The 14,887-nt window shown below is 62.6% G+C and carries 12 protein-coding genes; 7 read left to right on the top strand and 5 right to left on the bottom strand.

Annotation, left to right across the window (positions count from 1 at the left end; all coding sequences use genetic code 11):
- Positions 1-384: 384 nt before the first annotated feature.
- Positions 385-3,003 (bottom strand): class III lanthionine synthetase LanKC, encoded by a 2,619-nt coding sequence (lanKC, locus tag G8767_RS08550; protein ID WP_206029120.1) that lies wholly within the window; start codon positions 3,001-3,003, stop codon positions 385-387.
- A 332-nt stretch (positions 3,004-3,335) separates the two neighbouring features.
- On the opposite strand from lanKC, the gene G8767_RS08545 reads away from it, so the two are divergent.
- Genes G8767_RS08545 through G8767_RS08535 form a run of 3 tightly spaced genes read left to right on the top strand, consistent with a single transcriptional unit; the run spans position 3,336 to position 5,960 of the window.
- Positions 3,336-4,529, top strand: coding sequence for an acetyl-CoA C-acyltransferase (locus G8767_RS08545; protein WP_095972333.1), 1,194 nt, complete (start codon positions 3,336-3,338; stop codon positions 4,527-4,529).
- 29 nt (positions 4,530-4,558) lie between these two features.
- Positions 4,559-5,320 carry a 3-hydroxyacyl-CoA dehydrogenase gene (locus tag G8767_RS08540; RefSeq protein ID WP_095972334.1) on the top strand — a complete coding sequence of 254 codons (762 nt, stop codon included), beginning with the start codon at positions 4,559-4,561 and terminating at the stop codon, positions 5,318-5,320.
- Between the two features lie 13 nt (positions 5,321-5,333).
- Complete coding sequence (locus tag G8767_RS08535; RefSeq protein ID WP_166809859.1) at positions 5,334-5,960, top strand: TetR/AcrR family transcriptional regulator; 627 nt, start codon at positions 5,334-5,336, stop codon at positions 5,958-5,960.
- Positions 5,961-6,046: 86 nt separating this feature from the next.
- Here G8767_RS08535 and G8767_RS08530 read toward each other — a convergent pair whose 3' ends face one another.
- Together G8767_RS08530 and G8767_RS08525 are read right to left on the bottom strand one after the other, a co-directional pair.
- Positions 6,047-7,669: a long-chain fatty acid--CoA ligase gene (locus G8767_RS08530; protein ID WP_095972336.1), complete on the bottom strand. Its 1,623-nt coding sequence runs from the start codon at positions 7,667-7,669 to the stop codon at positions 6,047-6,049.
- 101 nt (positions 7,670-7,770) lie between these two features.
- The gene (locus G8767_RS08525; RefSeq protein ID WP_166809858.1) at positions 7,771-9,456 is read right to left on the bottom strand and encodes a dihydroxyacetone kinase family protein; all 1,686 of its coding nucleotides are present in this window, start codon (positions 9,454-9,456) and stop codon (positions 7,771-7,773) included.
- Between the two features lie 54 nt (positions 9,457-9,510).
- On the opposite strand from G8767_RS08525, the gene G8767_RS08520 reads away from it, so the two are divergent.
- Positions 9,511-10,374 carry a patatin-like phospholipase family protein gene (locus G8767_RS08520; protein ID WP_166809857.1) on the top strand — a complete coding sequence of 288 codons (864 nt, stop codon included), beginning with the start codon at positions 9,511-9,513 and terminating at the stop codon, positions 10,372-10,374.
- The gene (locus G8767_RS08515; RefSeq protein WP_095972339.1) at positions 10,371-11,225 is read left to right on the top strand and encodes an LLM class flavin-dependent oxidoreductase; all 855 of its coding nucleotides are present in this window, start codon (positions 10,371-10,373) and stop codon (positions 11,223-11,225) included. The genes G8767_RS08520 and G8767_RS08515 overlap by 4 nt, the downstream gene beginning before the upstream one ends.
- 1 nt (position 11,226) lies before the next feature.
- On the opposite strand, the gene G8767_RS08510 is transcribed toward G8767_RS08515, so the two are convergent.
- Positions 11,227-12,237: a GntG family PLP-dependent aldolase gene (locus tag G8767_RS08510; protein ID WP_095972340.1), complete on the bottom strand. Its 1,011-nt coding sequence runs from the start codon at positions 12,235-12,237 to the stop codon at positions 11,227-11,229.
- Between the two features lie 335 nt (positions 12,238-12,572).
- On the opposite strand from G8767_RS08510, the gene G8767_RS08505 reads away from it, so the two are divergent.
- On the top strand, positions 12,573-13,112 hold the full coding sequence (locus G8767_RS08505) for an HNH endonuclease (RefSeq protein ID WP_095972341.1): 540 nt from the start codon (positions 12,573-12,575) through the stop codon (positions 13,110-13,112).
- 19 nt (positions 13,113-13,131) lie between these two features.
- Positions 13,132-13,389, top strand: a complete 258-nt coding sequence (locus G8767_RS08500) for a WhiB family transcriptional regulator (RefSeq protein WP_095972342.1) — start codon at positions 13,132-13,134, stop codon at positions 13,387-13,389.
- A gap of 4 nt (positions 13,390-13,393) precedes the next feature.
- Here G8767_RS08500 and G8767_RS08495 read toward each other — a convergent pair whose 3' ends face one another.
- The gene (locus G8767_RS08495) at positions 13,394-14,815 is read right to left on the bottom strand and encodes a DUF2252 domain-containing protein (RefSeq protein WP_095972343.1); all 1,422 of its coding nucleotides are present in this window, start codon (positions 14,813-14,815) and stop codon (positions 13,394-13,396) included.
- Positions 14,816-14,887: the final 72 nt, after the last annotated feature.

Here is a 14,887-nt window from a genome sequence, read left to right as displayed (position 1 = left end):
GCGTAGATCATCGGCGAATGCAGCTCGGTGACGTGGGGATGCGTCTCATGATGAAACAATACTGTTCGTTTGGTGATCCACATGGATTTCGAAAGCCGATACCCCGGACCTGCTCCGAGGTATCGGCCTGAGGTCAGAGGCAGAAGAAACTGAGCGAACTGATTGCCGCGTTCTGCTCGAGCTGGCCGGCGTCTCCGACATTGCCGGCGGCGACTGACAGATCTTGAAGGGAGAGAATAGCGTCCATTGTCATTTCCTTTGTTGATCGGCTATCTTGCCGATGGATGTCATCGATCGAATTGTCTTGCCGTGCTGATTCCATTTCAGGTTCTTGGCCTGATACTTCCGTGCTCCAATCTGCCGTGGGTGATAACTGTCGAACAATCAGGTGATGTGGCAGTTCGACGCACACATCAGTGGGAACAACGGTGGGCGAGGTGCCGATCCGGTATCTCGGAGCAATGCGAGAATTCCCGCAGATCCGGTTGCCCAGTCTGTCGAGAGTCTCAGGTTCTGCTCGCCTGGAAAGTAAAGGCCTCCTTTGTGATCGAGGCTGTGCAAGCCCAGAAGCTGGAACTGCTGCGCAAGCGTCTGTTCGCAATCGGCGCCGGCATATGGAGTCTTGGAGAGTTCGCCGAGGAAGAGAATCAGCCCGGCTCTCCCGTTGAGTAGTCCGGCTTGGGCAGTGAATTCGACGGCGGCAGCGCGGGCTATGGCGAGTAGGGCAGACGCATAGCGCGGTTCGTCGACATGTCGCACTAGTTGTAGAAGCACCAGGCCCACACCGACGGATCCCGATCCCAGATACGGCATTGTCCGGCGCTCTTCTCTCAGCTGCATCGAACCGTCAGGGCACATCTGCATCACGGACAGGTCGATGTCGACAAGCTGTCGTGCGTGTTCCAGTGATCGAGGATCGCCGGTCCGTTCGTAGTGGCGAGTCCAGAACAACGCTTGCCCGCTCGGCCCTCTCATCAAGCCGCCTCGACCCGCTGTCGCCCAAGCTATTCCGTCGTCAGAGCGAACATGTGCGCGAGCCTTCGGAAGGCGATCTCGCAGAGTCTCGGTGACGAGAGCGAGCGCTGACGACGCCGCCGGACATGACTCCGATTCCTCGAGCAGAAGGCAGCCGATTCCGGAAAGGCCTTGGAAGAGGCTGGAATCGAGCTCGTCGAGTGGAGCTTTACACAAAGTCTCGACCCATCTGTCGGCAGTCGAGTGTCGTCCTAGTTGCCGAAAGGTGTGCACCGCACCCGCGAGTCCGTCGAAGAATCCGAACTGTGGCTGCGCATCCGAATCAACCTGGTGTTCAGTCCATTCCAGAACTGACTCCAAGGTGTCGGTGGGCAGATCATCGGCGAGCAGGTTTCCGCACGAGCCGTGCGCAATGCCGTAGCCGTTCACTTCGAATTGGGCGATGTCTCCGGGAAAAAGTCGATCAGAGCGGGAGAGATCGAGCGAGGCGAGGATGCCGCAACGCAATCGAGCGTCCGTACGCTGCAGAGATTCCCTCGACGACGTGTCCCAACGATGCCGGCGGTTCTCCGGTTCCGGCGTGTGTACGTCGAGCATCGAGTAGAGCGAGGCCCGGAAGGTGCGAGGTAGATCGAATCGAGACACCGCGTAGTCGATGAGTTCGGGAATCTTGTTGTGATCGAGAGGGAACAATGTAGTAAGTGGGACAAAGAGTCCCAGCTCGATGCATCCCAAGGAGTAGCGGTCCGCATCGACACCTTTCAGCTGTGGCGGTGCGGTGTATCCGGGTGCTCCGGTGGACCGGGGCGGATACTCGTCGATGTTGTGTGCCATCTCGAAGTCGACTACCCGAATACCCGAGGGTGAGCACAGGACGTTGCCGGGGTGAAGGTCGGCATGAACGATTCCGGCGCTGTGGAAGCTCTCGACCGCGGTGGTCAACTGGAGTGCGATGTCGAGCGCCCAGGTCCTGTATTCCGTTCGGGAACTGAGTGTCTGGTCGGCACGGATGAGCGGATAGCGGATCGCGATTTCCTGATTCAGGGGTGTACCGGGAGCGCGCTCGGTGACAAGAAAGTGGTGGCCTTCGCGCTCGAACAGGCTGATCGCGGAAGGTGAGTACGGGTTGTCGGCAAGGTGAGTCAGCTTGTCGTACTCGTTACGAAGGCGGTCGATTGCGTATCGGCCGTTGGCGTCCGGGGCGGTAAAGGGTCGGCCTTCTTTGATGACCAGATCGATGCCGGCGTCACCCTGTGCGGTGTAGATCCCTCCGCTGTTGCTGAAGTGCAGGGCTTCACTGATCGAATAGGGGAAGGCGTCGCGTGATTTCAGCTTGTCTTGCTGTGCGCGAACGAAGTCCGGGATTTGTACCCAGTCCGGAGTTCTGAAGGAAGTGCCGCGCACATCGGGTTCGAGCGATCCGTCAGGACGCCGAATTGCCGGGACGCTATCGCCGAATGAATCGTAGGTCTGCATGGGCAGATATGCGCCGTACCGCAAGTAGAGCGGTCCCCGGTTCCATCGCACATCGCTGAGGATGTACGGCCCGTCGGCACCGGTGACAAGCTCGTCCAGTTCGATGATGACACGTTGTGTGGCAACGCCATCCGTCGGATAAATCGTGATGAATTTTCCGCTGGATGTTCGATTGGCCTGCTTGCTGTTGGACAACATGAGGTCTGTTGCCGTCCGAAGAAATTTGAACGGCACATGATTGCGGCCGCAATACGCGGAAACGGTGTCGAGTAGCTCCTGCGCGTTGGCTTGGGTAGCGGAGCAGTGAATCTTCCATCCTTGTTCTGGCAGCAGACCGTCGGTCGGTTGGAAGTAGTTCCACGGCCCGCTTTGGGGGCCGCGCCGCCAGAGCGACCAATCCACCGACTTTGCGGGGATAAAGTGCTGGTCAGTCGATGTATCAGCTCGGGTGACCGTTCTGATTCGGTCGTAGAAATGCGAGTCGGCGCATGTGAAGGCAACGTATCGCAGGTCCACGCTCAACCTCCCGGTCAGTCCCCCTGCGGTTGTCATCGATTGATGCCACGCCCCGAATCCCCTGTGGCTTGGATTGCTTGTGGCGGAAGGTTATCCGATTCCGGACATTTCGGGCGAAGATTGAATACCTATCATTCGAAAGTACTAAGGAAGGGCGTGGGCCAGGCGAGGTCACTGATCGCCCAGCTTCAATCGGCCCACATTTGTTTCGAGTTCGGCGACCTCCTCTTGACGAGGGGATCAACTCAGTGGTAATTGTTTAGCGAGCGCTAAGTCAGGGTGCTCCCTCGATCTCGGTCCGGTGCCCGGCGCCACGAAACTCGGGTGCCGGACCGCCCCAGCAATGCACGTCCTCGAAGGGAACGAAGATGACCAAGGCAGTGATCGTCGATGTAGTCCGGATCGCGTCCGGCAAGGGGAAGCCGGGCGGAGCACTGTCCGGGACGCACCCTGTCGAACTGATGGCCCACGTTCTGCGTTCCATCACTTCCCGAAACGGCCTCGACCCCGCCCTGGTGGACGACGTGATCGGCGGTTGCGTCGGCCAGGCCGGTGAGCAGGCGCTCAACATCACCCGCAGCGCGGTCCTCTCGGCAGGGTTCCCCGAGTCGGTACCCGCCACCACGATCGATCGCCAGTGTGGATCAAGTCAGCAAGCTGCGCACTTTGCGGCACAGGGCGTGATCGCCGGAGCCTACGACATCGTGATCGCGGCGGGCGTCGAATCGATGAGTCGTGTCCCGATGGGCACCACGACGATGGGGAAGGACGCGTCCGGTCCGGGCATCGCGGCTCGCTACCCCGAAGGCCTGGTCAATCAGGGCATCTCCGCGGAGTTGATCACCGCGAAGTGGAAGTTCGACCGCGAGGCTCTCGACGCATTCGCCGCGCAGTCCCACCAGCGGGCAGCGGAGGCAGCGGCGAAGGGACTCTTCGACAAGGAGATCCTGCCGATCTCGGTGACCAACGCCGCCGGTGAGACCGTCTCGCACACCGTCGACGAGACGGTTCGCGCGTCCACCACCGCCGAGGGCCTCGCCGGCTTGAAGCCGTCGTTCTACTCGGAGAAGTACGCGCAGCGCTTCCCCGAGGCGCAATGGTCGATCACTCCCGGCAACTCGTCGCCGCTCACCGACGGCGCATCCGCGGCACTGATCATGAGCGAAGAAATGGCGTCGAAGCTGGGGCTGACCCCGCGAGCACGCTTCCACTCCTTCTCCGTCGCGGGCGACGACCCGATCTTCATGCTCACCGCGCCCATCCCGGCCACCCACAAGGTGCTCGCTCGCGCCGGTCTGAGCATCGACGACATCGATACCTACGAGGTCAACGAGGCATTTGCCCCGGTGCCGCTCGCCTGGGCTCACGAGTTCGGCGCCGACCCGGCAAAGCTCAACCCGTGGGGCGGCGCCATTGCCCTCGGACACGCCCTGGGGTCCTCGGGTACTCGTCTGCTGACCACGATGGTCAACCATCTCGAGGCCACCGGCGGACGCTACGGACTGCAGACCATGTGCGAGGGCGCCGGCATGGCCAACGCCACCATCATCGAACGCATCTGAAACACATAACCTTTCGAAAGGGAACTCTCATGATCGTCAACGACAGCGTCGCCGTCGTCACCGGTGGAGCATCCGGCCTCGGCCTGGCCACCACCAAAGCTCTTCTTGCCGACGGCGCCAGCGTCGTCATCATCGACCTTCCGTCGTCGAACGGTGAAGCCATCGCCAAGGAACTCGGTGACCGAGTCCGCTTCGCGGCGGCAGACGTCACCGACGAGGCCGCGGTCACCGCTGCACTCGACGTGGCCGAGTCGCTCGGGCCCCTGCGCGTGGCAGTCAACTGCGCGGGAATCGGCAACGCAGTCAAGACAGTCAGCAAGAAGGGCGCCTTCCCGCTCGACGCGTTCAAGAAGGTCGTCGACGTCAACCTGATCGGCACCTTCAACGTCCTTCGTCTTGCTGCGGAACGTATTTCGAAGACCGAACCCATCGACGGCGAACGCGGCGTCATCATCAACACCGCCTCGGTCGCAGCGTACGACGGTCAGATCGGACAGGCTGCGTACTCCGCATCGAAGGGTGGCGTCGTCGGTATGACGCTCCCCATCGCCCGTGACCTCGCGTCGCTGCTGATCCGCGTCAACACCATCGCTCCCGGCCTGTTCAAGACCCCGTTGCTGGCAGGACTGCCTGAAGCCGCCCAGGCATCGCTGGGGCAGCAGGTGCCCCACCCCTCTCGTCTGGGCGATCCCAGCGAGTACGGCGCGCTCGCTGCGCACATCGTCTCCAATCCGATGCTCAACGGTGAGACGATTCGCCTCGACGGTGCAATCCGTATGGCACCGCGGTAATTTCGGCCAATACATGACTGGCGAGGTGGAGTCGGTGAATTCGGTGGCCGTGGACTGGAGGTCCTTCCCGCCGCTGGTGATGACCGACATCCTGACGGCTTCGCTCGAGTTGTTCGACGAGAACGGTTACCACGGCACGACGGTGCGGCAGATCGCCAATCGTGTCGGGGTAACCGTTCCCGCGCTCTATTATCACCACGCGAACAAAGAGGCAGTCCTCGTCGCTCTGTTCGAGATCTCGATGAGTGAGCTGAATACCAGAACCGAAGCGGCAGAGGCGGAAGCCGGCGAAAACCCGGTACGACGCTTCGCCTTGGTGGTGGAGGCGATCGTTCTCTACATGACCCACCGATCGCGGCATGCTGCGTTGGACACCGAGATCCGGCATGTCTCACCGGAAAGCCGCAGCCGATACGCCGCCAGTCGTAAGCGGCTCGAGTTGCTCATGCGCAGGATCGTCGACGACGGTGTGGCATCTGGAGATTTCTCGGTCACCGACACCGAAGAGACTGTCCGGGCCATACTCGGCATGGCCCAGTCGCTACCGCGTTGGTTTCAGACCGGTGGCCCGATGTCACCGTCGCAATTGGCGCAGAAGTACGTCGACATCGCATTGCACACGGTCGGGTATCGTCCGTAAAAGTGTCTCGACCTGAACGAAGGTGGGCAACAGGTCGAAAACCTGTTGCCCACCTTCGGTATTCGTACTTCAGAATCCACTCCGTGTCAGAGTCGCGTGACTTCGAGTCCGCCCTCGTGGTAGTCGGCCCTCAAGCGCTTCTTGTCGAACTTGCCGACGCTCGTCTTCGGGACTTCCTGAACCACAGCCCAGTTCTCCGGGAGCTGCCACTTGGCGACCTTGTCCGAAAGGTACTGCTGTAGTTCGGACATCGTGGTCTCGGAACCGGCGCGAAGAACAACCGCGACCAACGGGCGCTCGTCCCACTTCTCGTCCGGCACGCCGATGACGGCAGCTTCGGTGACGTCGGGGTGACCCATCACGGCGTTCTCGAGGTCGACCGATGAGATCCATTCGCCGCCGGACTTGATGATGTCCTTGGAGCGGTCGGACAAGCTCAGGAAGCCGTCGGCCGTGATGGATCCGACGTCGCCGGTCTTGAGCCAGCCGTCGTTGAATTTGTCTTCCGCATCGACGCCGTAGTACGACCCGGTGATCCAGGGTCCGCGCACTTCGAGTTCGCCGACGGAAACACCGTCGTGTGCAACAACTTTACCGTCGTCGTCGATGAGACGTGCCTGGACCGATGCCGGGAAGCGGCCCTGTGAGTAGCGGTACTTCCACATCGCGTCGCCGGTGACACCGGCCGGCGGGCGGGCAACGGATCCGAGCGGGGAGGTTTCGGTCATGCCCCAGGCGTGCAGGACCGAGACGTTGTGATCGGCTTCGAACGCGTGCATGAGTGCGGGCGGTACCGCGGACCCGCCGATCAGAACCTCGCGCATCGAGGAGATGTCCTGCGGGTTCTGCTCGAGGTAGAGGTGCAGCCCCTGCCAGATGGTGGGTACGGCTGCGGCGAACGTCGGCTTCTCGCTGGCGATGATCGCTGCCAACGGGGCAGGCTGGAGGAAGCGGTCGGGCATGATCAGCGAAGCACCGATCATGAATGCGGCGTAGGGAAGTCCCCACGACATGGCGTGGAACTGAGGTACCACGGCGAGTGCACGATCGCCCTGTGCCAGGTTGGGGCCGTCGCTCATGCAGACCTGCATGGAGTGCAGGTAGATCGAACGGTGGGAGTAAACGACGCCCTTGGGGTCGCCCGTGGTGCCGGACGTGTAACACATTGCGGCAGCACTGAGTTCGTCGACCTCTGGCCAGTCGAACTCGGTGGGCTGATCGGCGATCAAGCCCTCGTAGGTGTGAACCTGCACGCCCTCGGGAGCTTCGAGCCCTGCAGTGGAGGAGCCGGTGACGATGATGTGCTTGACGGTCGTCAGTGACGGAAGCTGCGGGGAGAGAAGCGGAATCAGAGACGGATCGACGATGATCACGCGGTCCTCGGCGTGATTGGCGACGTGGATCAACTGCTCCGGGAACAGGCGAATGTTCAGCGTGTGGAGCACGGCGCCCATCGAGGGGATCGCCAGGTACGCCTCGAGGTGCTCGGAGTTGTTCCACATGAACGTGGCGACTCGCTCGTCACCCTCGACCCCGAGTCCGCGCAGGGCGTGTGCGAGCTGTGCGCAGCGCTTGCCGACGTCAGCGTAGGACACACGGCGCGGGCCTGACTCGGTCCACGTGACAACTTCGGAGGCGCCGTGAACGGAGGCGCCGTGGCGGAGAAGTTGAGCAATGGAGAGGGGGGCGTCTTGCATGGTGCTCAGCATGGGCTGCTCCTGTGTGGTGAGTGAGACCGGTGCTTTTGCCCACGGGCCGTCACAAACGATGTGCTGTGGCTGCCAGATTAGTCACAGCTCCGAAGTGCTCGCTAGTGACCCACTGCACTGGCGAAGAACCACGCTATGAGTAGCGCCCCCGGATCGACCACTCCGCGAGCGGCTTCGCCCACATAACTTGCACGTCCGCGGTTCGCGAGCATGGTTTCGGTCGACTCCGCCCCGGCCCTTGCCGCGTCCGCTGCGCTCGCCAGAGCAGTGTCCCGATCCGCTTCTGCGGTCACGGATTGTTCCAACGACTCGACCGCCGGAACTATCGCGTCGACCATCGTCTTGTCGCCGACGCGTGCGCCGCCGAGCGAGGTGATGTTGTCGAGCCCCGCCCGCGCTGCAGCCGCGATCGCACCGAGGCCGAGTTCGGAGTCCGCCGAGTCTGCGGCGACGCGGAAGAAATGCCGGAACCAGATGCCGAACAACGCACCGGACGTACCACCGGCATGGCCGAGGTACGCCTGTGAGACTGCATCGAATATCGTTGCGGTGGAATATGTGTCACGGATCGCCGAGATGTCGAGCTGATCCAGTGCGGCCACCATGTTGGTTCCGAAATCGCCGTCGCCCGCGCGTCGATCGAGATCGGTCAGTGCCGGCTCCTGCTCCAGTACCTTTTCGGCCCAGTCCGCAATCCAGCTGCCGACGAAGCTGCTTTCGGCCGTGCGTGAGGTGTCGGGTGTGAATGTGGGACCGAATGATTCGCGCTTGCCGACACCGGTGTACTCACGCGCCATAGCATTCGGCCAGGCGGGCGCTTTTGTTGGTGCGTCCCATAATTCGAGGATTTCTTTGTCTGTGCGAACAAGGGTGATGGATGCCCCGGCCATGTTCAATGCAGTGACGAACGTTCCGATCAATGTCCGCTCGATGTGAATTCCCTGTTCGTCCAGATATTCTCCGAGTTCGGCGAACAGTATTTGCAACTCCAGCGGGTGGGTTGCACCGAGACCGTTGACGACGGCGATGACGCGATCACCTTCGGCGAGACTCAGGGACTTGATGATCGGGTCCGTCAGCCGCTGCATCAATTCCGGTGCGGGCAGGGCGTCCACGCGTTCTGTGCCGCGTTCGCCGTGGATTCCGATACCGAGTTCCATCTGGCCGTCCGGTAGGTCGAAGGACGGCTCGTCAGCCCCCGGCAAAGTACACGGGCGCAGAGCGACGGCCATGCTTCGTGCGGAGTGCGCGACGTGTTGTCCGATCCGGGTCACCTCGGCCAGGTCGTCGCCGCGGGCGGCGGAAGCGCCGCAGACCTTCTCCACCACGATGGTTGCCGCAGTACCGCGTCGCCCCGGGCCGCTGCCGTCCGCGCGTTCCGTCGCGACGTCGTCGTCCACCAGCACGACGTCTGTGTCGATCTTGTCCTCGCGTAGCAACTCTCGCGCGATGCCGAAGTTCATCACGTCGCCGGTGTAGTTCTTCACGATGTGCAGAACGCCGCCGCCCGCATCGGCAGCCTTGGATCCCTCGTGGATCTGAAGTGCATTGGGTGAACTGAAGACCAAACCGGGGCAGACGGCCGTGAGCATTCCTTCGCCGATGAATCCGGCGTGCATGGGTTCGTGACCGGAACCGCCACCGGAGACGAGTGCGACACGTCCGCGGGGAAGTGGTGTCGCGCGAGTGAGGTATCCCGGGTCGGGATTCCACGCGATGTCGTCGGTGGATGCGATCAACCCGCGGAGTGCGTCGGGAACAAATGTCTTTGCGCTGCGCATGAACATCACTTCAGAGTAGGTCTAACGTCGACTTCGGGCACGGATCACGATCGACGAGAGGTGGACGGCGTGAAATTGGGGTTGGTACTTGCCGGTGGCGGCGTAGCAGGAATTGCCTGGGAAACAGGTTTTCTGTTGGGCGTTCAGGACAAATCGCCGGACGCTGCCGCAGCGTTGCTGACGGCGGACGTGTTCATCGGCACATCTGCAGGTTCCACGGTGAGCGCTCAGATTGCGGGCGGTGCAACACTGCAGGAACTTTTCGACGCTCAAACAGCGGAGGCGACCGGGGAGCTCGACCCGAAGATCGATGTCGAGATTCTCGGTCAGATGTTCGTCGACGCGATTGCAGGATCGCAGGACCGGGCCGAGCAACTCCGTGCGCTCGGCGAGGCGGCGACGGACGCCGACACCGTCGAACCCGCCGTGCGTCGTGCGGTCATCGAGGCGAGGCTGCGCAATCGCGTGTGGCCCGATCGCGAGTTGCGTATCCCGGCGATCAACACACGGACCGGTGAGTTGAGGGTGTTCGGCAATGCCGACGGCGTAGACCTGGTCGACGCAGTCGGAGCGAGTTGCGCCGTCCCCGGGGTGTGGCCGGTAGTCACGATCGACGGCGAGCGGTACATGGACGGCGGAATGGCAAGTGGCTCGAATGTTCAGTTGGCTGCCGACTGCGATGTGGTCGTGGTTCTTTCACCTGCAGCCGACCCCGCCCCGAATCTTCTCGGCGGCAGTCTACGAGAGGAAATCGATGTGATGGCGCCCAAGCGCGTGCTGCCGATCTTCGCCGACGACGCCGTCGTCGAAGCGATCGGAACCAACTCCCTCTCGCCGACAACCAGACGTCCGGCAGCTGAACTCGGCCGCGAACAGGGCCGTCGAACAGCCGACGAGATCGCCGCGTTTCTGGTGACGGCATGAGCGCCCCACGGATCGCCGTCGTCGTGCGCCCGGAGCAGTCCCCGGAGGATCTGGTTCGGCATGCGAGGTATGCCGACGAAGTGGGTATCGAGGAGGTCTGGCTGTGGGAGGACTGCTTCTTCGGCGGAGGAATTGCCACTGCTGCAACTGTATTGGCTGCAACCGAACGTCTGGGAGTAGCGATCGGTGTGCTGCCGACCCCGATGCGCAACACAGCGATCACGGCGATGGAGGTTTCGGCGCTGGCCAGAGTTCATCCGGATCGACTGCGGGTCGGCTTCGGTCACGGCGTTCAGAGTTGGATGCGGCAGATCGGCGCCAAGGCCGAATCGCCGTTGACCCTCCTCCGGGAGCAGTTCGGAGCAGTCGAGCGGCTACTGCGCGGTGAGTCGGTGACGGTTTCCGGTCGATACGTCAATCTCACGGACGTCGAGCTGGCGTGGCCCCCGGAGAAGGTGCCGCAGTTGCTCGTCGGTGCCACGGGGCCAAAGACTTTGGCGCTCAGTGGCGAGTTGGCTCAGGGCACCGTGCTCTCGGGAGGGACGACCCCGGACGGCGTGCGCCGAGCGATCGCTCACATCGGAACGCAGGATCACGAGGTGGTCGTTTACGTCATCTGTGCGTTTGGTTCTGGCGGTCGTGAGCGCGCCCTTGCCGAAGCCTTGGGGTCCGGGTGCGAGTCGCCGGAGGAAGCGATTGCCGCGGGCACTGCGGCCGACGTTGCGGCAGCAGCGCAGCGATGGACGGACGCGGGTGCGACCACCGTGGTACTCCAACCGACCGTTGACGAGCCGGACGTCCGAGAGTTCATTCGCCTTGTCGCGCAGGAGGTTCAACCGCTTCTGGCGTAGTTCAGGAGGCTATTCGGGACAGAACGGCGTCGATGTCGGCAGTGCTCACGTCTCGATGTGTCACGAACCGAACCTTCCCGGCAACGGTGACCGCGCCGACGTCGACAGCGGCCAGCTGAGCGACGGTGGCCGACGGATCGGCTGTGGCAGCGAGAACGATGTTGGTGGCGGGTTCGTCGACAGCCCAGCCGCGCTCACGAAGGCCCGACGCGAGGCGCTGCGCATTGTCGTGATCGTCCGACAATCGAGCTTGTGAGCGAAGCGCGACTATGCCGGCCGCGGCCAGCACGCCACCCTGGCGAACGCCGCCGCCGAGCATCTTGCGGATCCTTCGGGCTTCGGTGATCAATTCGGGTGATGCGGCCAGTATCGAGCCGACGGGCGCACCGAGTCCCTTGCTCAGGCACACCTGGACGGTATCGGCGCCGGAAGTCAACTCGGTAGGCGAAACGTCCAGTGCAGCAGCGGCATTCCAGAGACGGGCGCCGTCGAGGTGAACCTTCAAGTCGCGTGATCGCGCCGCGTCGACCAGCGTCGTCCATTCGGTTGGATTCATGACGGCGCCACCGGCGAAGTTGTGCGTGTTTTCCAGGCAGAGCAGCGTGGTGTTCAACGTGAAGTACGGGCCGGGGGAGCCTGCCGCCTTCACGACGGTCTCCGGGCTGGGACGTCCCGGTCCGCCGTCGTGCGGCAGCGCCACCGGCATTCCCTGGGCGAGCCAGGCGGCGGTGCCCAACTCGGAACCCAAGACGTGAGAGTGTTCCGGTGCCAGGAACTGATCGCCGCGGCGAAGGTGCAACATCAGCGCGATCAAGTTGCCCATCGATCCGCTCGGCACCCACAGCGCCGCCGGAAACCCCAGAGTGTGCGCCACTTCTTCCTCGAGCGCCGCCATGGTGGGGTCGTGGTCGAGGACGTCGTCACCGACCTCGGCGTCGGCCATGGCCTTGCGCATTTCCGCATCAGGCTTGGTGACGGTGTCCGAACGTAGGTCGATGTACGACGAAGTCATGGCTCATTCGATCAAGTTGCGCGATCCGGCGTCAAACCGCGATGTTTTCAGGACGACTGTTCCGACCTGATAAATCGATACCGCGAAGGGCATCTCCCGTGTGATGATGGGCGCCGGCATTCGCCGGTGAAGCGAACAAGAAGTGGAAGGGGACAGGCATGCGCGACTGGAAGCAAGCGTTGCACCTGCGCGGGCACTCACCCCGCGGCATTTCCCGTCCCGCATTCGGGGAACAGAGTGGCGCTGGATATATGCCGTTCCCCAGTTATCGCACTTGCTCCTGACCAGTCTTCGTGTCCAGGAGTTCCACTCCTCGACATGAACTGAGACTTCCCATGCGGAACCCGAACCGCGCATCTACCGGCGCTTCTCACAGCTGGATGAACCGACCCGTCCGTGTACTCAACGCCACGTACGAGTACCTCGGTGAAGTGAGCGCCGATCGTGCGGTGGTCCTCATCGCCACCGGTTCCGCGCAGTCCACCGAAGACGTGATTCCGATATTTCCGGTGCGTTCCAAGCACGTCGAGATCCCACTGCCGCGCACAATCCTGCTCGCCGAGTACGTGTATGTCGCCCACCGGGTCACGGTCACCGATTCCAGCAGGGCGACGTTCGCCGGCATCTTCGACCGGGACGGTCGTCAATGTGCGTACTGCGCCGACCGGGCAACGACCATCGACCACGTCCAGCCGCGAAGCCGCAACGGGCCGAACACGTGGGGAAATCTGGTGGCCTGCTGCAGTTCCTGCAATCAGCGCAAAGCGGACCGCACACCGGCTGAGGCCGGTATGCGGCTGCTGTGGGAACCGAAGGCACCTCGACGCATCGAGAAGGTGCAACAGAAGATCTGGCGTGAACTGAGTCGGACGTGACGGTCGAAGGGAGTAAGGAATGAGCACTGACGAAATCTCGAATCTGGCTGAGCTTCTGCCGATCTCGGACGGACGGACCTGGTGGCAGGCGGAATGCCGAGGAGACCCCGAGCCGGACCGTTGGTTTCCCTTCCCGTCCGAGGGATACGACTACGCGACCGACGTGTGCAACAGATGCCCGATCGCGACTTCGTGTCGTGAATTCGCCTCTGTCACTGGTCAGACCGGAATCTGGGGTGGAGTGAAATTCGAGCAGGGCAGGATCGTCGCGGCGTGAGAGATCAGATTCCGGGCTCCGCGGCGATCGTGCCGGCCGATACCGCCCGACACAGAGCGTCGTGGTCACGTTCGGTCTGATCGGCATAGAGCCGAGCGAACCGGGTGAGGGCGGTATCGACCGCGTCCGAGCTTCCCAGGTAACCGGAAATCAGTGACGCACCACTGGTTCGGGCGTGCCCCTTCGCCAACAGACGACCACAGATCGCGACGTAGTCGGTCAGCGCTGCTGCGTCGATATTGTTCAGGTCCACAGAACCTTTCATGTTCCGGAACTGACGGACGTAGTACTGGCGGTCGTCGACGGTGCACCAACCGAGCAGTGGATCGCTGACCGTCTGGAGAGCCTGCTGGTATTCCGCGACGCGCCGTCCTTGGTGATCGTGCCAGGCGGAGTCGCCGTGCACGAAGGGCGCAACCACGGATCGACGTGCCTGTTTGAGCTGTAAGAAAATGACGTCGTCCGGGATGCTCCCTTCGCACAGTGCGACATAGGCACGCAGAGCGACGCTTCCGACTCCGACGACCCGGTGCGCGACGTCGATGACGTTGTATCCCGAGACCACTCGGCGCCAGTGCGGTGCAAGGGTTTCGAGATACTCGTCCAGGCCTTCCAGGAGGAAGTCGGTGTCCTGCGGCGTGAGTCGTGTTGTGAGCGGCGGGTTCTCGAGTAGCTGGCGTCGCCCGTGATCCTCGATGGTGAACCGTGGCACTGCGTGATCGCTCGTCCGTCGTCGTGCGCGCTCCGCGGCGCGTCGGATCTCCGCCAGCAATCCGGGATCAGTGACGTGGTCGGTGAGTCCGTCGAGATCGACCCGGTCGAAGGAGCGATCGAACAGTGGACGTTCGGACAGCTTTGCCAGGTGGAGGCGATATGCGGACACACACGAGGTTGTTGCTGTTTCGCATTGAGCTTCGGTGAGACCGTTCTGCCGCCCGGCCACCCAGATACTCGCGGCCAGCCTTCGCAGATCCCATTCCCAGGGGCCGGGATGTGCTTCGTCGAAATCGTTGAGGTCTATGACAAGTTCGCGTTCCGGGGATCCGTAGAACCCGAAGTTTCCGACGTGCGCATCCCCACAGATGACGGGTGTGATGCCGGTGGACGGGAGCTGCGCCATGTCCTCGGCCATCAATCCGGCAGTACCGCGCAGAAATCCGTACGGTGAAGCGACCATGCGTCCCACCCGAATCGGAACCAGCCAGTCGAGTCTTCCCTCGTGTGCCGTGTTGACCTGATCGACCGGGTCACGTCGGTCGGGTGGGGGCGTCCAGTCACCGAGCGACGAGCGCGCTACTCGCTTACGCAGACCTTTCCCGATCTTGCGACGCTCACTGCGAGGCGTCTGACGCGCCCGCAGCGTCGCCCTGCCGTCCGGTTCGTTCTCGAGAGCCAACTGACCGGCAGGCCTGCTCAGCGGGTCCATGTCGGGCTCTCTTTCGTCGGGCGTGCGAAACTCGCGCTCGATCTTATGCCCGCCGGATTGCGCGCCGCGCGA

Source organism: Rhodococcus sp. IC4_135, from assembly GCF_011602025.1.
Classification (GTDB): Bacteria; Actinomycetota; Actinomycetes; order Mycobacteriales; family Mycobacteriaceae; genus Rhodococcus_F; species Rhodococcus_F baikonurensis.
The sequence above is the reverse complement of the archived record's forward strand: the minus strand, read 5'-3'. Positions and strand labels throughout refer to the sequence as shown.

Excerpts from the sequence above, each read along its gene's own strand:
- lanKC (WP_206029120.1), bottom strand. The coding sequence starts at position 3,003 with ATGACAACCGCAGGGGGACTGACCGGGAGGTTGAGCGTGGACCTGCGA.
- G8767_RS08545 (WP_095972333.1), top strand. The coding sequence starts at position 3,336 with ATGACCAAGGCAGTGATCGTCGATGTAGTCCGGATCGCGTCCGGCAAG.
- G8767_RS08540 (WP_095972334.1), top strand. The coding sequence starts at position 4,559 with ATGATCGTCAACGACAGCGTCGCCGTCGTCACCGGTGGAGCATCCGGC.
- G8767_RS08535 (WP_166809859.1), top strand. The coding sequence starts at position 5,334 with ATGACTGGCGAGGTGGAGTCGGTGAATTCGGTGGCCGTGGACTGGAGG.
- G8767_RS08530 (WP_095972336.1), bottom strand. The coding sequence starts at position 7,669 with ATGCTGAGCACCATGCAAGACGCCCCCCTCTCCATTGCTCAACTTCTC.
- G8767_RS08525 (WP_166809858.1), bottom strand. The coding sequence starts at position 9,456 with ATGTTCATGCGCAGCGCAAAGACATTTGTTCCCGACGCACTCCGCGGG.
- G8767_RS08515 (WP_095972339.1), top strand. The coding sequence starts at position 10,371 with ATGAGCGCCCCACGGATCGCCGTCGTCGTGCGCCCGGAGCAGTCCCCG.
- G8767_RS08510 (WP_095972340.1), bottom strand. The coding sequence starts at position 12,237 with ATGACTTCGTCGTACATCGACCTACGTTCGGACACCGTCACCAAGCCT.
- G8767_RS08505 (WP_095972341.1), top strand. The coding sequence starts at position 12,573 with ATGCGGAACCCGAACCGCGCATCTACCGGCGCTTCTCACAGCTGGATG.
- G8767_RS08500 (WP_095972342.1), top strand. The coding sequence starts at position 13,132 with ATGAGCACTGACGAAATCTCGAATCTGGCTGAGCTTCTGCCGATCTCG.
- G8767_RS08495 (WP_095972343.1), bottom strand. The coding sequence starts at position 14,815 with ATGGACCCGCTGAGCAGGCCTGCCGGTCAGTTGGCTCTCGAGAACGAA.